Source organism: Virgibacillus dakarensis, assembly GCF_900155625.1.
Classification (GTDB): domain Bacteria; phylum Bacillota; class Bacilli; order Bacillales; family Amphibacillaceae; genus Lentibacillus_C; species Lentibacillus_C populi.
The window spans coordinates 2,027,179-2,049,002 of the sequence record NZ_LT732554.1 but is presented as its reverse complement, the minus strand read 5'-3'; the positions used below and the strand labels follow the sequence as shown (position 1 = coordinate 2,049,002).

Sequence of the window (21,824 nt, the reverse complement as noted above, 5' to 3'; positions counted from 1 at the left end):
GACTTTACTGATCGGATAAGGAGGTTTATGGTAATGAATCGAACTGCAAAAGATATCATCCTGATTATAATCGGCTCTCTTATTTTTGCGCTGGGAATTAACTACTTTGCCATCCCCAACCGCTTATCCGAAGGCGGAGTGACCGGTATTACAATTGTAACGTACTATTTGTTCGAATGGTCACCAGGAATTGTTAATTTCATCCTCAATAGCTTACTAGTCACAATTGGCTACCGCTTTTTCAGCAAACGAATTATCTGGTATACAATCGTTTCCATTATTTTTTCCTCCATCTTTCTGCATGTAACGGTTGATATTGGGAAGGAAATTAATAGTGATACATTACTTGCAGCCCTGTTCGCCGGATTAACCGTCGGGATCGGACTTGGCATGATTTTCCGCGCTGGTGGTACATCTGGTGGATCAGCAATCCTTGCTCGCCTGGCAAACCAATTACTCGGCTGGAGTGTCGGCAAAGGAATGCTGGTAATTGATATTCTTGTGATTGCAGGCTCGGCCTTTATTATCGGTCAGGAAAAAGCCATGTACACATTAGTATCCGTATATGTAGGGGCAAAAGTGATTGATGTCATTGTGGAAGGTGCTAACGAACGATCAGCGGTCCTGATCATTTCCAGTGAACCGGATGAAGTACTTGATCAGGTAACGAATAAAATGGCTCGCGGGATCACTGTCTTGGAAGGAAAAGGTGGTTATACAAAAGCAGACAGAGAGGTACTGTATCTTGTTATTAACAAGCAGGAAATTGTTCATTTAAAAAAAATTATAGAGGCTATCGATCCAGATGCCTACGTTACTGTTCATGGTGTACAGGAAATTTTTCGCAAAGGGTATAAAGGTACATTGGCGAAGGGATAAGTTGTTGAAAGAAAGTAAACCCGGGAGACAATTAAGGGCTTATTGCCTCCCTTTTTTAGCGAATCGTTCCACATCTTCTTTATTTATAAGTCGTCGTTTTTTATCCGCTACATCAATAGACGAATAAGCAGGTGAAAAAGTTTCGTTTTCCCTGGAAATAATAGGTAGATGAAAAAAGGTATCGGAGGCTATCCGATACCTTTCTTAAGCAAAAATATTTCAGCGGCTGCTGTTCCTTATAACTAGCTCAGTCGCCAATGTTACCTGTTTGGCAACAGTCCTCCCGTAAAAAATACGATCTTCCAATAACGACACCGCTGTCTCTCCCATTAATTCAGTAGGAACCCTTACTGTACTTAGTGATGGGGAAACATACTTGGCTACACTAGCGTCATTAAAACCGATAATTTCAACCCTATTAGGTACGTCAATGCGATGGTCGCTTAATGCACGAAGCGCACCAATTGCAATGGAGTCATTTGCACAAAAAAAGGCAGAAGGCAAATCATCCTTTAAGGTCCGAATTGCATTTTCCATCATTTGATAACCAGAATCTACAGAAAACGGTCCCTTGAAGCAATATTTTTCTTTGAATAATTGCTTTTCCTTCATGTATCGCCGGAAGCTTTCATATCTTGGATCCGCAAGCATCTCCGTTGAATCTGTAAATTTTTCCTCACCAGCCAACATGCCGATTTTCGTATGCTTCCGGCTAATAAAATGGGCTAAGGCACTTACCGTTGCCAGATGAAAATCCCCGACAACGGAATCATACATAGGAAAGGCATAACGATTATCAACAAAACAGACAGCTGGACACCATTGCTGCAGTTGTTTCATTTGTGATTCTGAATATTTTCCGATCGCAATAATTCCGTCAATCTTTTTAATGATCTTTTGGTCAGCATGCTGAAATAACCGGATAAACTCATATTGTTTGTTTTCTATTTGCTTTTCAGCACCTGCACGGATTGCGTAGTAGTACATATCATTTAATTCTTCCTGTTCAGTGTACCACTGAACGATCGCTATTCGCAGTTGCTTCTTTACCCTTTTCATCAAATGTTTTTGATAATTCAACTCTTCTGCGGCATGAAAAATCCGCCTTTTCGTTTCTTCGCCAACAGACAGTGTCGGGTCATCATTAAGCACCCGTGACACGGTAGCAATTGATAAATTTACCTTTTTTGCTATATCCTTTATAGTTGCCATCTACTCAGCTCCGATTCTTTCTGCTAATCTGGAAACCGCAATTATTCCTTCACCCCTTTTGCAGAAGTACGGCGTCGTAATTCTGCTTCAATTTCCTCAAGGCTCCGCCCGCGAGTTTCCGGCAAAAATTTGATTACAAAAATAAGTGCTGCGATACCGATAACAGCAAAAACAAGAAATACTTGCCCAATTCCCATTACATCTGACATCATTGGGAAAAATTGTGCAACTAAAAGGCTTCCAATGGAAAGGGCAAGCGCAGCAATTCCGGTTGCAGCACCACGGGCGCGCATTGGAAATAGTTCTGGAAGCATCACCCACAAAATTGGTCCCCATGTAAATGCAAAGAAAATAATGAATAATGTCAGGCAGGCAACAATAATCCATGCTCCAAAGCTTGACTCAAGCCCGATCGTCCAAATTAAGACAGCCATGATAATTAATGAAGCTACCATACCAGCATTTCCGATAATAAGCAATTTCTTTCGATCAATTTTGTCAATAATCATAATCGCAAAAATCGTAATGATCACATTCACGGTCCCAATTCCAACCGTTCCTAAAATGGCTGTTGCATCACCAAGGCCAGCTTCACTAAAAATGGTTGGCGCATAATAAATAATCGCGTTGATCCCAATAATCTGCTGAAATAGTGCAAAACAGCAGCCAATAATAAGAGTGGGTCGTAGCCAGGAGGATGATAACACCTTCCAGGTACTATCAGATAGACGATTGATTTCTTTCATTTCGTCAATTTCCGGATCGATTTGTTCCGGTTTTCGTGTTAATTTCATTACTGCCCGTGCTGCTGCTTCACTATGATGTTCAAGCAGCCATCTTGGACTCTCTGGCATAAACAAAACACCAATCATCAGGATTAACGATGGAACAACCGCCAACCCTACCATCCAGCGCCAGCCCTCGATTGGAGCAAACGCGTAATTCACTAAATAAGATGACAGAATACCAATCGTAATCATTAACTGGTTTAATGAACTTAATGAACCACGCTGCTCTGTCGGTGCCATTTCTGATAAATAAACAGGGACGATCGCTGTTGATCCACCAACCGCTAATCCAATTATTAACCGGCCGATAACAAGCACGGTCATATTGGGTGCCGCCGCGAGTGCAAGAGCACCAAGAATGAAAACAATGGAAATCATAAAGACCAATCTGCGCCGGCCAAAGCGATCAGACAACGGACCACTGAAACCGGAACCAAAAATCGCCCCGATTAGCATGGAACTAACGACCAGTCCTTCCGTGAAACTAGTTAATGGGATGTCATCCTTTATAAAAAGAAGTGCACCAGAAATAACTCCCATATCATACCCGTACAAAAGCCCTCCTAAAGCGCCAAGGAAAAAAATCATTTTTTTACTAATTATTTTACTCTTCATCTTCTGTCAAACCTTTCTAAGCTGTAGTATAATTTTGAGTATACGCTTTCACTTTTTTGTTGTAAAGTCCTTTATTTTAATGAAAAAAAACAAAAAAGAAATGGAATGACATATATTTTAACTAAAATAATACATGTATTTTACTAATAAAACAATAAATATTTATTGAGAAAAAACCGCTTTCATAGTAAACTAATTATAGTTAAAACTTTATTAATGTTGTAGGGGGGAATGATGATGAAGGATTTACTTCAGCAATACCAGAAAATATTCAAAACAACTGAAAAACCAGTCCAATTCTTTGCACCCGGGAGAATTAACCTGATTGGGGAACATACCGATTACAATGGTGGGCATGTATTCCCTGCTTCAATTTCCTTTGGCACATATGCAGTGGGACGGAAACGTAATGATCAGAAATTCCGGTTTTATTCGTTAAATTTCCCGGGAAGTGGAATGATCCATTGCGATCTTGCGGATTTGACCTATTGTGTTCAGGATGACTGGGCCAATTATCCAAAGGGAATGATCCACCTCATTCGCGAATCAGGCTTTCCCATTACCAATGGTGCTGATATACTTTTTTATGGGGATATTCCGAATGGTGCCGGCCTATCATCCTCGGCGTCAATTGAAATGGTAACAGGGGTTTTGCTGGAAGGCTTATTCAACCTGGAAATAGACCGTATGCAAATGATAAAGTTAGGACAAAAAGTAGAAAATGAGTATATCGGGGTAAACAGCGGAATTATGGATCAGTTTGCGATTGGTATGGGTAAACAAGATCATGCCATTCTATTAAATTGTCAAACATTGGAATATGAATATGCTCCGATTTCACTTGATAACTATTGTATTATGATTATCAATACTAATAAACAACGGACACTTGCCGGATCCAAGTATAATGAACGACGCCAGCAATGTGAACAGGCACTGAAAGACTTACAGACAGAACTTTCCATTACCAGTCTTGGAGAATTGTCGAACGAACAATTTTTGGAGCAACAGCAGCTGATTAAAGATGATACGAACCGCAAGCGGGCCAAACACGCCGTTTCCGAAAATGTTCGTACCGTTGAAGCTTTAAAGAAACTACAAGCAGGTGACTTAGACGGTTTTGGAAAACTAATGAATGATTCCCATCATTCACTAAAGTATGATTATGAGGTGACCGGGAAAGAACTTGATTGTCTTGTGCAGGCAGCCTGCGAACAAGAAGGGGTAATTGGTGCCCGTATGACTGGTGCCGGATTCGGCGGCTGTGCGATTGCTATCGTTGAAAAAGATAAACAAGCAAGCTTTAAGCAAAACGTAAATCGCAAATACCGCGAAATGATCGGTTACGATGCAACGTTCTACACCGCGGCAATCAGTGACGGTGCCAAGCAAATCAGGGAAGGAGTACATTAACATGAGTATATTAGTACCAGGCGGGGCGGGCTATATCGGCTCCCATGCTGTTTATCAATTGATCGATCGGGGCGAGGATGTTGTCGTGGTGGACAGCTTGGAGACTGGACACAAAGCGGCAATTCATCCAAAGGCCGCATTTTATCAAGGGGATATCCGGAACATCGATTTTTTGCGTGACGTATTTCAAAAAGAGTCCATCGAGGCCGTTGTCCATTTTGCCGCAAATTCCCTTGTTGGCGAATCAATGGAAAAACCGCTGAAATATTTTGATAACAACGTTTACGGGACACAGGTGCTGCTGAAGGTGATGACGGAATTCGATGTAAAACATATCGTTTTCTCTTCTACTGCCGCTACCTATGGTGAACCGGAATCTGTTCCGATTACCGAAACAATGCCAACCAATCCGGCTAATGCATACGGCGAAACAAAGCTGACAATGGAAAAAATTATGAAATGGACTGAACAAGCGCACGATATCCGTTATGTATCATTAAGGTATTTCAACGTTGCTGGTGCACGTGAATCTGGAGAAATTGGGGAAGATCATCGTCCGGAAACCCATCTCGTTCCGATTATTTTGCAAGCGGCACTTGGTCAGCGGCCACATATTACGGTCTTTGGTGAGGATTATGATACACCGGATGGCACCTGTATCCGCGACTATATTCACGTTGAGGATCTGATTGAGGCTCATCTTTTGGCGCTGGGTTATTTAAAAAACGGTGGTAAAAGCGACGTTTTCAACCTTGGCAGCAGTCAAGGATTTTCCGTAAAAGAAATGATTGAAACGGCACGCACAGTAACAGGCAAAGAAATTCCCGCAGAATCTGGCGAACGTCGTGCAGGTGATCCAAGCGTCTTGATTGCAAGCTCAGATAAAGCAAAAAATGTCCTTGGCTGGAATCCTGCCCGGACATCGATTAAAAAGATTATGCAAGATGCCTGGAATTGGCATGAATCCCATCCGAACGGCTATAGGGAGGAGTAAACCAATGATGATTTATCACGATTTGGCAGGACTGATCCAACGCGCAATCCGTGAAAAGTTAATCGAAAAAGCGGATCATATCTATGTTCGCAACCAGGTAATGCATTTGCTTAGCTTGGAATCATTTCCTGAACATGTTGATAATCCGACGAATGGTACGATTCCCGATCTACTGGAGAAATTGGTCAGCTATGCAATCGATCATAACGTAATTGCGGATGTATTTGACGAGAAGGAAATGCTTGCTGCCAACATTATGAACTGCTTTGTCGCCCGCCCTTCTGTTGTTAATGCTGTCTTTCAGGAGAAATATCAGCATTCACCAGAGGAAGCAACAGATTATTTTTACAAATTGAGCAGGAACAGTAATTATATTCAAACGAACCGGATCAAGAAAAATATTCATTTTAAAGCAGAAACAACATATGGTGTAATGGATATTACGATCAATTTATCCAAACCGGAGAAAGACCCGGAACAAATTAAACGGGAACGCGAAATGAAACGGACCGTTCACTATCCAAAGTGTGTATTATGCGTGGAGAACGTAGGGTATACTGGTCGGACTGGATATCCGGCACGCGCTAACCACCGAGTTATTCAAGTACCGCTTTTAGAAGAAAACTGGTACTTGCAATATTCGCCATATGTATATTACAACGAACACTGTATTTTACTTGCAGAAGAACATCGGAATATGAAAATAGATAAGGACGCCTTTGGACGGCTGCTTCTGTTCACGGAAAAATTCCCGCACTATTTTATCGGATCCAATGCCGATTTACCGATCGTTGGCGGTTCTATTTTAAGTCATGACCATTATCAAGGAGGACGTTACGAATTTGCCATGACAAAGGCTCGTGATGCCTTTACTTTTGTACTAAAGCCGTTCGATCATGTTCAGGCCTCCGTCCTAAATTGGCCTTTATCTGTGATCAGGCTTAAAAGTAAAGATAGGGAACATTTGTTAAGTGCAGCCGACCATATCCTTACGACGTGGCGCAATTACACAGATAAAGCTGCTGACGTGTTAGCTTATTCCGGAGCAACTCCACATAATACGATTACACCAATCGCCAGAATCCGGGATGGTAAACACGAACTTGATCTAGTTTTGCGAAATAACCGAACGTCTAGTGAGCATCCGCTGGGGATTTTTCATCCGCATGCCGATGTCCAGCACATCAAAAAGGAAAATATTGGTCTTATTGAAGTGATGGGGCTTGCCGTATTGCCAGCAAGACTTAAGGATGAACTTGCTGAAATCAAGCAATTTTTACTTGATGAAGCAAGCAATGTTGCGGAATACCACCTTGATTGGGCAAACGAACTCAAAACGAAGTATGGTGTAATTGGTGATCCGAAAAAGGCAGAACAGATTTTACAGGATGAATTAGCACAGAAATTTTCCCGGGTACTCGAGGATGCCGGTGTATTCAAAGATAGGCAAGCGATCGAGCGATTTATAACGACATTGAATAAGCAGGTGGTAGATAGATGAATATTTCTAAGCAGCCCATTCGGGATAAATGGACCGAGTATACACTTGAAAACGATCATGGAATGAGTGTCAGTATCCTTAATTACGGCGGGATTATTACAAAAATAATGGCCCCCGACAGAGCCGGTAACATTGAAAACGTTGTACTAGGTTATCGAGATTACGCTGATTACGAGGCTAACCCCAATTTTTTCGGCGCAATCATCGGTCGTGTTGCAGGCAGAATTCAGGGCGCCTCATTCGAATTGGACGATGATACCTATAACTTGGAAAAAAATGAAGGTGACCACCACCTGCATGGCGGTTCTAATGGATTCCATTCCGTTATCTGGAAAGTGGAACCTTTTCAGAACAATGGTGCAGTTGGGTTAAAACTCAGCCACACCAGTCGGGATAGTGATAGCAATTATCCAGGTAATGTAGATGTCTCGGTTACCTACACACTGTTGTCGAATAATGACCTTATACTTGATTATGAGGCGAGCACAGATGAAACGACACCGCTCACTCTAACGAATCATTCCTATTTTAATTTGAACGGTGACCTTAAAGCGACCGTGGATCAGCATCATGTCACCTTTGATAGCGACAAAATAATCGAGCTTGACGATGAACTGATTCCAACCGGAAACGGATTGAAAACTGCCGGAACGACTTTTGATTTCCGTAAAGGACGTTTGCTAGGTGATGGTTTTCATGATCAATTAAAGCAACATGCCATTGCCGGCTCTGGTTATGATCATTATTTTCTGTTTGCAGATAAAGGAAAAGTGGTCGTACGTGAACAACAATCAGGACGTATGATGACTGTCAAAACCAATCAGCCTGGTATGGTCATGTATACAGGGAACGGACTGGATGACCAGTCGCAATTAAGAGAAGGAGTGTCTGCGAAGCATTTGGGTGTATGCTTTGAAACCCAAGGCACACCTGCATCACTTAAACACGATTTTCCGAGTATTATGTTACAACAGGGAGAAATGTATAAGAAACGCACGGTATTTTCGTTTGATGTTTTTACGTAAAAACTTGGGGTTCGGTTATTTTATTTGTTCCTTTATAACAGGGACTAAAATGATGCTTGAAGATCTATCCTTATTCACATGCTGCTCTATCATTTCACCTAGATTGCGGATATTTTTTATACGAATGCCATGGTCATAAAGCACAGCAGGATCAAGCTTGAGATTATCTGGCCAGGCAATCGTTCCAGCTATATGATCGATATAAACATCGTTGAATATAGCTGGATTTTTTAAGTTTTCCATTACCCCAACCATAAACGGCTGTATATTCACAAAACGTTTTTCTCCATTAGCAAAATTACATAACAACCAGCCACTTCGCGATGAAATAGGTTTTACTTTTACTATTTTGCACACAGTGAAATCCCCTCTGACTGAATTTAACCTGAGCGTAAACTCCAAATTTGAAAAAGTCAAAACGGTAAATATTATTTTCGGGAATAGAAATAAAGGTTTTGCAGGAGATTTTGTAAGCAAAGTTGGTAAATCCATGAGAGAACTTTAATTTTACCGAAAAATTTCGGACACAAAGTTAAAATTGACTTTTCTGTTTTAGCTGGGAAAACGCGGCCTATTGTTGGTTTAAACAGATTCCTGGTTTGCTTATGAGGGGGTTCAGCAACTTTCTGGCTTAGTTCAGCACATTCCAGAGAATCTTCAGCACTTTTAGCTCTTATTCAGCAGACTTTTTGGCCATGTTCAGCAACTTTCAAACATTCTTCAGCATCTTTTTTTCTTAACCTAAAAAACTATTAAAAATACTAAATTTAATTTTCCGCTTGTTTTTTATCCTCAAATTCATTAATAGAACTGTCAATCTGCCATTTTAATAGAAATAGCAATGCTAAATTGTTTTTTTATAGCGATTTCCAACATTTTTAACTGTTTGTTGTTACAGTTTGTCCATGGTATATTTTAAGTATGAGAAATTTGTAATGAAGGGAGTGAAAACTAATGGAAGAACAGTTATTGCAACAACTGGTTGATGAAGTTAGGGAAATAAAGTCTACTATGGTCGTAAAAAGTGATTTAGAAAACGTAGCCATGAAAAGCGACTTGGAAAATGTTGCTATGAAAAGTGATCTGGATGACATGGCCACAAAAAGCGATATCAATCAATTACTGGAAAAAATTAATGAAAATTCCAGGAAAATCGATCGAAACTTCGATCAAATTGTTCGCAATACGGAAAAGCTAGATGTACATTCTGGCAAAATCGACCGCAATTTTAATCAAATCGTTCTTAATACGGAAAAAATTAATGTTCTGGACAAAAGATACCATCGTCATGCTTAATGCAATTCTTTTCGCCATTCCACAATGAACCGCTATAGATTTTTTAATGGCAAACAAAAGTGTCCAGGGAACCTTGGACACTTTTATTAACTAACTACCTATAATGCACAATAGTCAATCGTTTTTGTTTTCCGCATCATTTATATGCCGATCAATCTTTTTCTTCTCCTCCCTCCACCATAGCGCATCATCGGTGTTTTCCAATATTTCCTCGATCTCCTCTTTTTCCTGAACAGCTGGTGGTGATCCACGAAGCGGCTTGCCTGAAGTGTTTTTAAGGAAAAGGGTAACAACGACAATCCCGATTATGGATGCGAAAATAACGTAATATGCCGGAGCCAATTGACTTGCTGTTACATCAACCAGCCATGCCACCAGTAACGGTGCAGTTCCACCAAATAGCGAAGTGGAAATATTATACGTAATCGCCAACCCTCCATACCTTACATTTGTGAAGAAGAGTGAAGGCAATTGCGATGGCATTGTTCCCAGTAAAGCGGCCAGCAATGTTGCCAAAATTAATAATCCGGCAAAAACAAGCCAGTTATTCCCACTGTTAATCAGCATGAATGATGGTATGGCAAGCACAATTATACCAATCAGACTACTTTGAATAATTCGCTTGTTGCCAATCCGGTCACCGAAATGGCCCATTAATAAAACGAATGGAATCATGATAAACATGACGATCAGAATCAAGAGCAGCCCTTTCGTCTCCCCGTATCCAAGAACAGCGGTTAAATGGGAAGGCATGTAGGTTAGAACGGTATAATCAATCACATTATAAAAAAAGACCAATGTCAAGCCGATTAAAAGTGGACGCCGGTGATGAATGAGGATATCCTTCATCGAGACATGCTTTGATTCGCCTGTTTTTTCTGCTTTCTCTTTTTCTTCTTCCATTTTCTCAAATGCTGGCGTTTCTTCAAGGTGTGTACGTAAATACAGACCAATGAATCCGATCGGTGCCGCAATTAGGAACGGAATCCGCCATCCCCAATCAAGCATAGTCTCCGAACCCAAAATAAATGTTAGCAATGTAACAATCCCGGATCCGCCAATGTAACCAACTAATGTCCCAACTTCCAATCCACTGGCCATGACACCTCGACGTTTATCTGGTGCAGACTCCGCGATAAAGGTCATCGACCCCGAATACTCACCGCCCGTTGAGAATCCTTGAACTAATCGCGCTATCAATAATAGTATCGGTGCAGTTATACCAATTGTGGCATACCCAGGTATCAAGCCAATACTAAGGGTAGCTAGTGCCATGATAATTAATGTAATAGCCAAAATTTTCTTCCGGCCCAGCCGGTCGCCCAGCATACCGAAGAACATACCGCCAATCGGCCGGACAAGAAATGCTACCGCAAACGTTGCAAAACTAAATACCAGCTGCGTCGGACCAGCCATTTCCGGGAAAAACACCTTCCCAATGGTTGCCGCTAAATAGGAATAAATGCCAAAGTCAAACCATTCCATGGCATTCCCCATCGCCGTTGCGACAACAGCCTTTTTCGCAACATCTGTATCAACTACGGTAATATCATCTTTATGTAATTGATGCTTTTTTCTTTTTTTCAGAGATAGCTTAGATCGCCTTTTTCCATCTTTGTCCTGGTCCATCATACTCCTCCTTGTTGATTTTGCAACATTATCTCGTTTTCAATGTTCCCTATTCTGCAGTTTTCTATTTTGGAAAAGTTACAATCACGTAAATCCGGCCTTACCATAAATCGGAAATGACTCATGGCTTTGGAACGCAATCACGGTGGGAGCTAAAAAATATGCGCTTGAGCCCAGGATTGCGTGCTCAGACCTTAAGATTGCACGCTGCGTTCCTATTCATATTACATTCCCCCTTTTAGCATTGATACGAAAATGTAATACCCGGATTCTCACCAATTTAAACACTTTCACTATTTCCAAATATATAAAGAAATAAATAAGCAGCGCTCCCGTGGATACGCCGCATTTATCTACCCCAACTATAAAAGCTATAAAATCTTATTCAAAAAGCCTTTCGTCCGCTCCGATTCCGGGTTGGTAAAAATGTTTTCTGGATCGCCTTCCTCCATGATAATTCCTTCATCCATGAATAGCACCCTGTCCCCTACTTCTTTGGCGAATCCCATCTCATGTGTTACAACCACCATAGTCATCCCTTCAAGTGCCAGCTGTTTCATGACCTCCAGTACCTCACCAACCAATTCCGGATCCAGCGCGGAAGTTGGCTCATCAAACAACATTACCTTTGGCTCCATTGCCAGTGCCCGAGCAATTGCGACACGTTGCTGCTGCCCGCCGGAAAGCTGGCTTGGATACATGTCTGCCTTATCACTTAATCCGACCTTTTCCAATAATCCAAGGGCACGCTCTCTTGCCTCTTTATCACTGATCTTTCGTACCTTTTTCGGTGCTAGCATAATATTTTCCATAACCGACCGATGCGGAAAAAGGTTAAATTGCTGAAATACCATGCCTACCTCTGTCCGTACTTTGTTAATATTCGTCTTTGGATCGTTTAAATGATAGCCATTAACGACGACGTCACCACTAGTCATTTCCTCCAGCATGTTCAAACAGCGAAGGAACGTACTTTTTCCTGATCCACTTGGTCCAATTACGCAAACTACTTCTTGCTCTGCAATCTTGCAATTAATGCCTTTTAAAACTTCCAAATCACCGAATTTTTTATAGAGATCCTTCACTTCAATCATTGAATATCCAACCTTCTTTCTACGAGACGTAAAACAAGGGATAAAGTTAACGTAATCACAAGGTAAAACAATGCAACCGTTGTATAAATTTCAACTGCATTAAAATGATTTGCTGCAATCAAGCGCCCCTGGAAAATCAGCTCTGGAACAAGAATAACGGATAAAAGAGAAGTGTCCTTAATACTGATTATAAACTGGTTGCCCAGCGGAGGAATCATACGTTTAAAAGCTTGTGGCCAAATAATATAGCGCATTGTTTTTCCGTGATCCAAACCGAGAGACCGACCTGCTTCCATTTGTCCCTTTTCAATCGACTGAACAGCACCACGAACAATTTCTGCAATGTACGCTCCCGAATTTAGCGCGATAACAATGACACCCGCAGTGACCGATTCAAACGTATGACCAATAATAAGCGGCAATGCAAAAAAGATCCAAATCGCCTGCACCAAAACTGGAGTTCCGCGTATTACCTCGACATATATACTCGATATCCCATAAATTAACTTGTTTTTCGAAATCCGTCCCAACCCAAAAATAGCCCCCAGAATAAAGCCAATAAATAACCCTAGCACTGAAATAAGGAGGGTGTAATATAAACCCGTTGCTAGTTGTGGTAAAAAATCGATAACTCCTGCCCAATTAAATCGTCCTAACATCTTTCACCTCTCCTATTATATGAAGTAAAAAAGGGTGTAACGATTGGATGGTTACACCCGATAAAGCAGCCTGCAGAGTTCAGTTATTCAGGCTTTTCACCAAACCACTTTTCATGGATTTCATCGTATTTACCATTCTCCTTCAGTGTTGCCAATGCCTCATTAATGGCTTTAACCAATGCGTCATTTCCTTTTGCAATGGCAATACCATAATCCTCAGCCTGATACAAATCGCCAACCATTTTCAGACTGTCTTCACCTTTTGTTTTAATATAATAGGCAACATTTGGTGCGTCATACAAAATTGCATCCGCGCTGCCGTTTTCAACTGCCAGATAAGCCTGGTCAAGCTGTTCGTACTGATTAGCTTCAGCGCCATCAATATTTTTCTCAATATAGGCAGCACTTGTAGAACCTAGACGTGTAGCAATTGTCTTTCCTTCCAGATCCTCAATACCTTTGATCGAGTCATTGTCAACCGCCACGCCAATGCGTAAACCTGACTGATAGTAAGCGTCACTGTAATCGATTTTCTTTGCCCGATCCTCGGTAATGCTGATCCCGGCAATAGCGATATCAAATTGACCTGTTTGCAGACCGGGGATAATTCCATCAAAGTTCGTTGTTTCTAAATTAATCTTAAACCCTGCCTCAGCCGCTATTGCTTTTATCAACTCAATGTCAAACCCGACATATTCACCGTCTTCTTTAAACTCAAACGGTACAAACGATGTATCACTTACAACGGTATATTCGTCTTTCAAATCACCGCTGCCATTTTGGGCATCTCCATCCGCTTCTTTGTCAGATCCACATGCAGAAAGTCCGATTACGATAATAAATGAGAGCAAAACAGTGCTTAAAAATTTGCCATATCCTTTTTGCATTACGAAAGTCCCCCTTAAATAGTGTCGTATCTATTAACTTTAACAAAGATTCATTTTTTAGAAAAAACGGATACTTAATCATTTAAAAGGATAGATGGGCTTATATTCGGATAGTGATAATGTAATCCCGGTTATTCCTTTAATTATTACAAATACCTATTAAATACGGATGATTCTGATAGTTGCGTCTAAAAAACGGCTAAATTTGACAATCATTTATTATTTCCTTAAATGCTTACGAGGTTGAGTTGCGTAACCGTTGTCCAACGAAAAAAATAGCTGATGTATTGGCAGAAGATAAACACATTTATTAGATCACCGTATAGATCCCGGTATAGCTTTAATCCAGACTATAAGCATAACAAGTAATTCCATAAGAAACAGCCAAACACCTTTTTATGCTTGGCTGTTTTTAATGAGATTGTACTTTTCAACTAACCATACGCTGATCCTTAGCAGACTTTGCCGACGTAATTAATTGACCTGCCTTCGAAATGATTAGGACTAACACAATCGCACAGGCTATTGAAGAAGCAATATACGTGATCCCATTCATCGTCAATGAGTAAATAATTGGTGACTTCCCCGCTTCGATCGCATACTTTTTGAAAAAAATCACGCCGGCAACAAAATGCCAAAAATAGCGAGCAGCACCACCGACCAATGTCGCGATGACAATCCACATGAGTGCATTCCCTTTTCGTCCCCTTAGCAAATTCCCTTTGATTGGTCTGATGAAAAGACCGGCAAAGCCAATACATGCGAAGGCAATAAAATATTCAATAAATGCTTGTGTTGGTGTGAGAATCCATGCCTCACCGAGTGCAATCTGCAGGAGCCCCCAAAGAAATCCTGATACAAAAGCCGCAAAAAAACCCCAGCGAAAGGCAACAATAAATATTGGTACCATGGAAAAGGAAATAGATATGGACGGTCCAAAATGGAATGATGGCAATAAATCCAAAACAAATGCAAATGCCGCGAAAATGGCCACCTCAATCATCGTTTGCAAGCTTAATTTTTTCATCAAAAAATGCCTCCCTTTTTTGTTTTAACGCACCAAAAGGAAGACATAAGTGAATACAGATAAACCAGTCAAGTTACTGTTCTTTTCCATAGAAATCAGTAAACCACTGTTTTTAATCACCACATCCCTACGCTAGTACTAACTAACAGGTTCAAAGGGTCAGAACAAAACATGTTCTCTCTCAGCCTTACGCTCCCCTTGTGGTTGCGTTGTTATTTTATTATCTTTATCATAACATAAATTTAATTAAGTAGTAGAAAAGGACGTTGACTCCAGAAATTATCTTTAACATCGAATCGGAGTCATCGCTTGAAAATCAAAAGACTTGCATATTTTTCTATTGGTCACTGGACAACATTGTTTTGGCAATTGTTTCATCCAGCTCCTCAAAATCATCGTAAGAAATTGTCTTATATAACTCTTTCCTTGTTTGCATATCAGAGACACCATCTTTTTGTGTCCCCTCCTGTTTAATCAAACGAAAAATTCGTTCATAAGCCTTAGCAGCCACTCGTAAAGAAGTTACCGGATAAATAACCATGCGAAAGCCCATTTCTTCAAAGGCTTCAGCAGTAATATACGGAGTCTTGCCAAACTCCGTCATGTTGGCAAGCAGTGGTACAGCTATTTTTTTGGCAAATAAGCAAAATTCTTCATCGGTATGCAATGCTTCCGGGAAGATTCCATCAGCACCAGCTTCAATATATGCTTGTGCCCTTGTAATGGCAGCTTCCAGACCTTCTACTGCTCGTGCATCTGTACGTGCTATAACAACGAGTGACGGGGCTACCTCCTTAATCGCTTTCACCTTCTGAACCATTTCCTCTTTAGAAACAAGCTGCTTCCCATTAAGATGACCACATTTTTTCGGAAGTTGCTGGTCCTCTATTTGTACTGCCGCGACATTGGCTTCGATCATTTCCCGAGCTGTACGAGCAACATTAAGAACCCCGCCAAATCCTGTATCAATATCAACAAGCACAGGTAAATTCGTTGCCCGAACAAGATCCCTCGCTCTTTCCGCCACTTCGGTCGAGGTCACAATCCCAAGGTCTGGAAGCCCTTTGCTTGCGGTGTATGCACCTCCAGATAAATAAAGTGCCTTAAACCCAGCATTTTTCGCAACTAGTGCTGCCATTGCATCATGGGCTCCAGGGATTTGCAAAATTGATTTTTCATTGATTAGCTCCTTAAACTGGTTTGCCAGTTCTGCTTGTGAGGCCTGTTGATCCACTATCCATGCCATACACGATGTCCTCCTTTACGCGTTAACAAATAAGTCCATAAATGCATTCACTTTGATAGAATTAATTTTATCTTGATCGAAACACACTTCCTCAATTTTTTCCCGTTGCTTCCAGGTGTAATGTGTTGCAAGATTGGCAGTAAATTTTTCTTTGATCTTCGGAAATGCCTCTTCTCTTCTAAACCGATGCCCTAAAGGATATTCACACTCCACGTTTGCAGTTGCCGTTCCGTCTTTAAAATAAACTTGGACAGCATTAGCGATTGAGCGCTTGTTCGGATTTAGATAATCGTTTGTATATTGTTTGTTTTCTGTTACCACCATCTTATCCCGTAATCTGTCAATTTTAGGATCAGCAGCTGCTTCATCTTCATAATGGTCTGCCGTAACATCACCATGTAATAGTCCAACCGCTGTTATATATTGGATACAATGATCCCGATCTGCCGGATTATTTAATGGACCTTTTTTATCAATAATCCGAATAGCCGATTCATGTGTGGTAATCATTATTTTATCAATCTCATCGAGTCTATCTTTTACCTCTGGATGCAGCTGAACCGCTGCCTCTGCAGCTGTTTGTGCGTGGAATTCTGCTGGGTAAGCGACCTTAAACAAGACATTTTCCATCACATAGGCATCGAACGGGCGACTCAATGTTAACGTTTGTTTATTAAATAAGACATCCTGAAACCCCCAACCAGAAGCGGTCAATGCAGATGGGTAACCCATCTCGCCTTTAACAGCCAACATTGCCAAAAATACACCTCTGCTCGTTGCATCTCCGGCAGCCCAAGATTTACGCGATCCAGTATTTGGTGCGTGTCGATACGTACGAAGACTTGCGTTATCAATCCAGGCGTTTGATAATGCATTAATGATTTCCTCGCGCCCACCGCCTAACATTTTTGTAACAACAGCGGTTGTTGCTATTTTCACATATAACACATGATCCAGCCCAACACGGTTTAAACTGTTTTCCAGTGCAAGAACACCTTGAATTTCATGTGCTTTAATCATCATTTCCAATACATCATGAATGGTAAGCGGATCCTTCCCTTTTGCTACCTGGACCTGGCTTACATAGTCGGCAACTGCCAGGATTCCACCCAAGTTATCGGAAGGGTGCCCCCATTCAGCAGCTAGCCATGTATCATTATAGTCCAGCCAGCGAATCATGGAACCAATGTTAAAAGCTCCCTTTACTGGATCAAGTACGTAGGAAGTACCGGGGACGCGAGTTCCGTTTGGCACAACCGTCCCAGGCACAACCGGGCCAAGCAGCTTCGTACATTCCGGATAGCTAAGCGCAAGAATTCCACATCCTAAAGTATCAAGCAAAACATAACGAGCGGTCGTAAATGCTTCTGTGCTTATAATTTCTTTGTTTAAAACATAATCGGCAATTTCCTCGAGTAGTACATCGGTTTTATTTGTTTCATCTACTTTAATCACAATCCTCTTCCTTTCTATCCTTTTTATGTGGCAGGTTACGTGAGCCTTGATTATCTCAAATGTCGGCATGGCGATTAACTGAATTTTGTCGGCAAATCCGAGACACGCTTTTCGTGACATCACCTTCCGATAGTCAAATCACAAATTAATACGGTTTGCCAATATAATGGACCCGTGGGCGAAATATACGATTATGCTGATGCTGTTCAATCACATGCGCACTTAATCCAACTGTTCGTGCACTGAAAAAGATAGGTGTATATAACTGAATTGGAATCCCGAGCAGCCAATAAACTGGAGCAGCGTAATAATCCAGGTTCGGATATAAACCTTTCTCCCGCTTCATCAACTTTTCCCCAGCCTCACACATTTCCAGTAATAAGAAATCTCCGTTCTTCTCACAAAGTTGCTTTAATGATTCCTTCATCATTAATGCTCTTGGATCCATTTTATTCATATAAACCCGATGTCCAAAGCCCATAACTTTTTCTTTTCGGCTTAGCTTTTTCATTAGTAATTCTTCAAAGGAAGCTGCTGAATCAACTTCACGCAACATGTACATGACAGCCTCATTGGCACCACCATGCAAATTACCTTTCAGTGACGCAACCGCCCCTGTTAAGGCACCATATAAATCCGATTGCGTTGATGCTATCACTCTCGCAGTAAATGTGGAGTTCGGCATTTCATGTTCACTATACAATAGAAGGGATCGATCAAAAATCTTCGCCTCTTGTTCGGTCGGAACCTTTCCAGTGATCATATATAAAAAGTTGGCACTATAAGCTAATTCCTGCTGCGGTTGAACCGGCTCCTGGTTATTTAGTATTCGATAACTATTTACTGTAATAGTAGGCAGTTTTGCCAAGAGATCGTATGCCCTGCTTTTATTTACCGCTAAAGAACGGTCATCAATCTGTTCATCATAACCTGCAAGTACGGAGATGCCGGTTCTTAAACCATCCATCGGGTGTGTTGCTTTCGGTAATGATTTAAAAACTGCGATTAGACCAGTCGGAACATCATATAACGCTTTCAATTTTTCTTCCAACTTTGTTTTTGTTGTTTGATCAGGCAGTGTGTCTTCAAGCAAAAGGTTCACAATATCCAAGTAGTCCTTATCCTTCGATAGCGCTATTAAATCATGCCCTTTAATCACGATTTTCTCTTTTTCGGTATCAAGCAATGAAATCGCTGTTTCTGCTGCAACTACTCCCGCAAGCCCTGGTACAAACTTAGCATCTGTTTTCATAAAGATCTCCTCCATCCTCTCCGTTCATTATGGACAAACTTGAAACCCCTTTCAAAAAAAGTAATAAGTAATATTTCTTTTTGACTAAAGCTTTTTGCGCATGGACAAATTTGCCTGTTGACAACTTGTAATTGAGAGGTTTAAGCAACGACGAAATCACTATTAATGCCACTTGCAAAGGGGGTTTTAAAGAAAATGCTCCAGATGGGTGTTAATTTGGGCCTTATAGTACGTGTTCAAAAAGTCGCCGAATGAGAAGCAAGAAGGTCGAGGCGGCGTAGCTTTGAGCACCGGAGTGTACATAAAAAGGTACATGAGGAGCGGAAAAGCAAGCCAACGAAGAGATTCGCCGCTTATCATTTGGTGCCTTTTTGAACATCCTCTTATACATTAAAAAACAACTCCCATATTGAAGTTGTAACATGCTTCGAGGGAGAAAATATATAAACATGCACATCTGTTTATTTGCACGTAACACGACTCCTCGCAGGTTGTTATTGGACATAAACAGGTCTCCCTGGTCATGGTCATTACCTTTGGCCCTTCCCATTTCCATACAAACGAATACAGTGCCTCGCTCGAATCGTTCCCATATAAAGTTTGCGGACAAGTTACGGATTTCGACCTGACTCCCCTTTAAACAATAAATAGAATGAATTTGCCGCACCTATATCCTAAACCTATTCAATTTGTCTCTTAGAGTATATCACTCATTTTTTAAGATTACAATAATTCTCATCTTAGATAAATAGCTGTTATCGATAAATGATTACCCCGTTTATTGGATAATCTAAGAATAAAATTGCACCGTCTTAAAGTCTTTGGTATCGTTATTACTATGTCAAAATTTTTCAGGGGGATTCATGAAGAAAGTTACAAGGGTTTTTTACATCACTTTGGTTTTAGTTATCCTGGCAGTAATATTAGGTGCGGGAGTTTGACAGTTTCACTTCCAAAAAAACACTGTAAGCCTTGTGAGGGCTTATTTTTTTGTCAAATTTTTAATTTTATTATTGAGTACTATTTAGTACTATGTTATATTAGACGTATCTAAAGGAAATGGAGGGATAGTGATGCGCATTAAAAAGAGTGTGTCCAAGAATTCCGTTTCCTATTCCGTCATCGAAAATGTCCGTGATATCAACGGAAAATCAACGACAAAAGTTGTGGAAGCGCTTGGAAATGAAAAGGAGATCCGTGAAAAACATCCGGGTGTGGATCCGGAGGAATGGGCGCGGGCCTATGCAAAAAAATTAACGGAACAAAAGAAACAAAAAAGCGCGGTCATTATCGCAAAATATAATCCGCGAAAAATCGTTGAGCACAATCAGCGACGCTCGTTCAATGTTGGTTATTTGTTTTTACAATCCGTTTACTACCAACTGGGTTTACAGCACACGACAAGGACCATTCAGGAAAAATATCAGTTTCATTATGACCTCAATGAAATCCTGTCTAAATTAATTTATATGCGTGTGCTGCATCCTACGTCTAAAAAGAACTCGTTTGAACAAGCGCAATCCTTATTAGAAGGCATTCAATGCGAGCCCCACCAACTGTATCGCGCGTTAGATGTGCTGAAAAAGGAAACAGATTTTATTCAACAAACGGTTTATAAAAACAGCTTGAAATTGGTCAACCGTCACAAAAAAATTTTGTATTACGACTGTACCAATTTTTATTTCGAAATCGAACAGGAGGATGGGGATAAACAATTCGGAATATCAAAAGAAAATCGGCCAAATCCGATAGTTCAAATGGGGTTATTTATGGACGCCTCTGGTCTTCCCCTTGCCTTTTCTATTTTCAGAGGAAATGACAACGAACAAGGGTCTCTTAAGCCTTTAGAAAAAAGAATTTTAAAAGACTTTGAGCTATCCCAGTTTGTTGTCTGTACGGATGCAGGCCTATCTTCTGAAAAAAATCGGATATATAACACGTTAGGCAAGCGTGGATTCATTACTACACAATCCATCAAGAAATTAAAAAAACATCTGAAAGAATGGGCACTTGACCCTTCTGGGTGGCATGTAAGGCCAGGCGATAAAGCCATTCATCTTTCTGATGTTGATGACAGTTCCGAAAATCAAACAACTTATTTCAAAGAGCGTTGGATTAAAGAAGGAAATTTAGAACAACGGCTTCTTGTCACTTTTTCACCAAAATATAAAAATTATCAACAAACCATTCGGGAGAGACAAATCGAACGAGCTCTGAAAAAAGTGAAAAAACCATCTTCTCTTAAAAAGAAAAGACCCAATGATCCTGCGCGGTTTATTCAGGCCCAGTATACTACAGGAGACGGAGAGGTCGCTAAAAAGGCCCATTTCTCAATTGATGAGGGATCGATTCAAAAAGAAGCAAAGTATGACGGGTTTTATGGAGTGTGCACTAATCTGGAATCTGATCCACTGGAATTGATTCGTATTAATCAACAACGGTGGGAAATTGAAGAAAGTTTCCGCATCATGAAAAGTGAACTAAAATCAAGACCTGTGTATGTACGAAAAGAAGATCGGATCGAAGCCCATTTTCTTACTTGTTTTCTTGCCTTACTAACCTATCGTATAGTAGAGCAAAAATTAGAAGAGGCATTCACTTGTCCCGCAGTCATTCAAAAATTACGAAATATGGAGGTAATGGAAGTTTCCGGTGAAGGTTATGTTCCACTTTATGAGCGGGATGAATTAACGGATAAGTTGCATAAGGTGTTTGGGTTTCGAACAGACTATGAAATTGTTCCGATAAAGGACATGAAAAAAATTTTAAAACAATTGAAGAAGACAAAATAGTACTCAACTTTTGATAGTAAAAAAAACCTTCCAAAACCTTTCAATAACAAGGTTTCGGGA

General features: G+C 40.7%; 18 protein-coding genes and 2 riboswitches. Of the genes, 7 read left to right on the top strand and 11 right to left on the bottom strand.

Annotation, left to right across the window (positions count from 1 at the left end; translation table 11 throughout):
• Window positions 1-27: 27 nt before the first annotated feature.
• Entirely contained in the window at window positions 28-879 is an 852-nt protein-coding gene (locus CZ382_RS19325) for a YitT family protein (RefSeq protein ID WP_230856043.1), read from the top strand.
• Between the two features lie 219 nt (window positions 880-1,098).
• Here CZ382_RS19325 and CZ382_RS19320 read toward each other — a convergent pair whose 3' ends face one another.
• Together CZ382_RS19320 and glcP are read right to left on the bottom strand one after the other, a co-directional pair.
• Window positions 1,099-2,091 carry a LacI family DNA-binding transcriptional regulator gene (locus CZ382_RS19320; RefSeq protein WP_088052786.1) on the bottom strand — a complete coding sequence of 331 codons (993 nt, stop codon included), beginning with the start codon at window positions 2,089-2,091 and terminating at the stop codon, window positions 1,099-1,101.
• A 41-nt stretch (window positions 2,092-2,132) separates the two neighbouring features.
• Window positions 2,133-3,494: a glucose transporter GlcP gene (gene glcP / locus CZ382_RS19315; protein WP_088052785.1), complete on the bottom strand. Its 1,362-nt coding sequence runs from the start codon at window positions 3,492-3,494 to the stop codon at window positions 2,133-2,135.
• A 231-nt stretch (window positions 3,495-3,725) separates the two neighbouring features.
• Here glcP and CZ382_RS19310 point away from each other — a divergent pair, with 231 nt between their 5' ends.
• The 4 genes from CZ382_RS19310 to CZ382_RS19295 are packed head-to-tail and all read left to right on the top strand — an operon-like array spanning window position 3,726 to window position 8,427.
• Window positions 3,726-4,907: a galactokinase gene (locus tag CZ382_RS19310; protein WP_088052784.1), complete on the top strand. Its 1,182-nt coding sequence runs from the start codon at window positions 3,726-3,728 to the stop codon at window positions 4,905-4,907.
• 1 nt (window position 4,908) lies between these two features.
• The gene (galE, locus tag CZ382_RS19305; protein WP_088052783.1) at window positions 4,909-5,901 is read left to right on the top strand and encodes a UDP-glucose 4-epimerase GalE; all 993 of its coding nucleotides are present in this window, start codon (window positions 4,909-4,911) and stop codon (window positions 5,899-5,901) included.
• A 7-nt stretch (window positions 5,902-5,908) separates the two neighbouring features.
• Window positions 5,909-7,402, top strand: coding sequence for a UDP-glucose--hexose-1-phosphate uridylyltransferase (galT, locus tag CZ382_RS19300; protein ID WP_088053550.1), 1,494 nt, complete (start codon window positions 5,909-5,911; stop codon window positions 7,400-7,402).
• A complete protein-coding gene (locus tag CZ382_RS19295; RefSeq protein WP_088052782.1) occupies window positions 7,399-8,427 on the top strand; it encodes an aldose epimerase family protein in 1,029 nt (342 codons plus the stop codon). Before galT ends, CZ382_RS19295 begins: the two co-directional genes overlap by 4 nt.
• 15 nt (window positions 8,428-8,442) lie before the next feature.
• On the opposite strand, the gene CZ382_RS19290 is transcribed toward CZ382_RS19295, so the two are convergent.
• Window positions 8,443-8,784 carry a DUF2442 domain-containing protein gene (locus tag CZ382_RS19290; RefSeq protein ID WP_159457841.1) on the bottom strand — a complete coding sequence of 114 codons (342 nt, stop codon included), beginning with the start codon at window positions 8,782-8,784 and terminating at the stop codon, window positions 8,443-8,445.
• Window positions 8,785-9,381: 597 nt separating this feature from the next.
• Between CZ382_RS19290 and CZ382_RS19285 the strand changes: the two genes are divergently transcribed.
• Window positions 9,382-9,723: a hypothetical protein gene (locus tag CZ382_RS19285; RefSeq protein WP_088052780.1), complete on the top strand. Its 342-nt coding sequence runs from the start codon at window positions 9,382-9,384 to the stop codon at window positions 9,721-9,723.
• 114 nt (window positions 9,724-9,837) lie between these two features.
• Here the strand turns inward: CZ382_RS19285 and proP are convergent, their stop codons facing one another.
• The 8 genes from proP to mmgD form a co-directional block, all read right to left on the bottom strand.
• Complete coding sequence (gene proP, locus CZ382_RS19280) at window positions 9,838-11,352, bottom strand: glycine betaine/L-proline transporter ProP (protein ID WP_088052779.1); 1,515 nt, start codon at window positions 11,350-11,352, stop codon at window positions 9,838-9,840.
• Between the two features lie 371 nt (window positions 11,353-11,723).
• Window positions 11,724-12,446 carry an amino acid ABC transporter ATP-binding protein gene (locus CZ382_RS19275; protein ID WP_088052778.1) on the bottom strand — a complete coding sequence of 241 codons (723 nt, stop codon included), beginning with the start codon at window positions 12,444-12,446 and terminating at the stop codon, window positions 11,724-11,726.
• Window positions 12,443-13,105, bottom strand: a complete 663-nt coding sequence (locus tag CZ382_RS19270) for an amino acid ABC transporter permease (RefSeq protein WP_088052777.1) — start codon at window positions 13,103-13,105, stop codon at window positions 12,443-12,445. The genes CZ382_RS19275 and CZ382_RS19270 overlap by 4 nt, the downstream gene beginning before the upstream one ends.
• 83 nt (window positions 13,106-13,188) lie before the next feature.
• Window positions 13,189-13,992, bottom strand: coding sequence for a transporter substrate-binding domain-containing protein (locus CZ382_RS19265; protein WP_088052776.1), 804 nt, complete (start codon window positions 13,990-13,992; stop codon window positions 13,189-13,191).
• Between the two features lie 430 nt (window positions 13,993-14,422).
• On the bottom strand, window positions 14,423-15,019 hold the full coding sequence (gene thiT / locus CZ382_RS19260) for an energy-coupled thiamine transporter ThiT (RefSeq protein WP_088052775.1): 597 nt from the start codon (window positions 15,017-15,019) through the stop codon (window positions 14,423-14,425).
• 107 nt (window positions 15,020-15,126) lie between these two features.
• Window positions 15,127-15,228, bottom strand: a riboswitch (TPP riboswitch).
• 128 nt (window positions 15,229-15,356) lie between these two features.
• Window positions 15,357-16,265, bottom strand: a complete 909-nt coding sequence (gene prpB, locus CZ382_RS19255) for a methylisocitrate lyase (protein WP_088052774.1) — start codon at window positions 16,263-16,265, stop codon at window positions 15,357-15,359.
• Between the two features lie 15 nt (window positions 16,266-16,280).
• Window positions 16,281-17,720 (bottom strand): 2-methylcitrate dehydratase, encoded by a 1,440-nt coding sequence (gene prpD, locus CZ382_RS19250; RefSeq protein ID WP_088052773.1) that lies wholly within the window; start codon window positions 17,718-17,720, stop codon window positions 16,281-16,283.
• Between the two features lie 145 nt (window positions 17,721-17,865).
• Entirely contained in the window at window positions 17,866-18,972 is a 1,107-nt protein-coding gene (mmgD, locus tag CZ382_RS19245; protein ID WP_088052772.1) for a citrate synthase, read from the bottom strand.
• Window positions 18,973-19,461: 489 nt separating this feature from the next.
• A riboswitch (cobalamin riboswitch) is annotated at window positions 19,462-19,658 on the bottom strand.
• A 387-nt stretch (window positions 19,659-20,045) separates the two neighbouring features.
• Here mmgD and CZ382_RS19240 point away from each other — a divergent pair.
• Window positions 20,046-21,764 carry an IS1634 family transposase gene (locus CZ382_RS19240; RefSeq protein ID WP_088050135.1) on the top strand — a complete coding sequence of 573 codons (1,719 nt, stop codon included), beginning with the start codon at window positions 20,046-20,048 and terminating at the stop codon, window positions 21,762-21,764.
• Window positions 21,765-21,824 lie beyond the last annotated feature (60 nt).

Excerpts from the sequence above, each read along its gene's own strand:
- CZ382_RS19325 (WP_230856043.1), top strand. The coding sequence starts at position 28 with ATGGTAATGAATCGAACTGCAAAAGATATCATCCTGATTATAATCGGC.
- CZ382_RS19320 (WP_088052786.1), bottom strand. The coding sequence starts at position 2,091 with ATGGCAACTATAAAGGATATAGCAAAAAAGGTAAATTTATCAATTGCT.
- glcP (WP_088052785.1), bottom strand. The coding sequence starts at position 3,494 with ATGAAGAGTAAAATAATTAGTAAAAAAATGATTTTTTTCCTTGGCGCT.
- CZ382_RS19310 (WP_088052784.1), top strand. The coding sequence starts at position 3,726 with ATGATGATGAAGGATTTACTTCAGCAATACCAGAAAATATTCAAAACA.
- galE (WP_088052783.1), top strand. The coding sequence starts at position 4,909 with ATGAGTATATTAGTACCAGGCGGGGCGGGCTATATCGGCTCCCATGCT.
- galT (WP_088053550.1), top strand. The coding sequence starts at position 5,909 with ATGATTTATCACGATTTGGCAGGACTGATCCAACGCGCAATCCGTGAA.
- CZ382_RS19295 (WP_088052782.1), top strand. The coding sequence starts at position 7,399 with ATGAATATTTCTAAGCAGCCCATTCGGGATAAATGGACCGAGTATACA.
- CZ382_RS19285 (WP_088052780.1), top strand. The coding sequence starts at position 9,382 with ATGGAAGAACAGTTATTGCAACAACTGGTTGATGAAGTTAGGGAAATA.
- proP (WP_088052779.1), bottom strand. The coding sequence starts at position 11,352 with ATGGACCAGGACAAAGATGGAAAAAGGCGATCTAAGCTATCTCTGAAA.
- CZ382_RS19275 (WP_088052778.1), bottom strand. The coding sequence starts at position 12,446 with ATGATTGAAGTGAAGGATCTCTATAAAAAATTCGGTGATTTGGAAGTT.
- CZ382_RS19270 (WP_088052777.1), bottom strand. The coding sequence starts at position 13,105 with ATGTTAGGACGATTTAATTGGGCAGGAGTTATCGATTTTTTACCACAA.
- CZ382_RS19265 (WP_088052776.1), bottom strand. The coding sequence starts at position 13,992 with ATGCAAAAAGGATATGGCAAATTTTTAAGCACTGTTTTGCTCTCATTT.
- thiT (WP_088052775.1), bottom strand. The coding sequence starts at position 15,019 with ATGAAAAAATTAAGCTTGCAAACGATGATTGAGGTGGCCATTTTCGCG.
- prpB (WP_088052774.1), bottom strand. The coding sequence starts at position 16,265 with ATGGCATGGATAGTGGATCAACAGGCCTCACAAGCAGAACTGGCAAAC.
- mmgD (WP_088052772.1), bottom strand. The coding sequence starts at position 18,972 with ATGAAAACAGATGCTAAGTTTGTACCAGGGCTTGCGGGAGTAGTTGCA.
- CZ382_RS19240 (WP_088050135.1), top strand. The coding sequence starts at position 20,046 with ATGCGCATTAAAAAGAGTGTGTCCAAGAATTCCGTTTCCTATTCCGTC.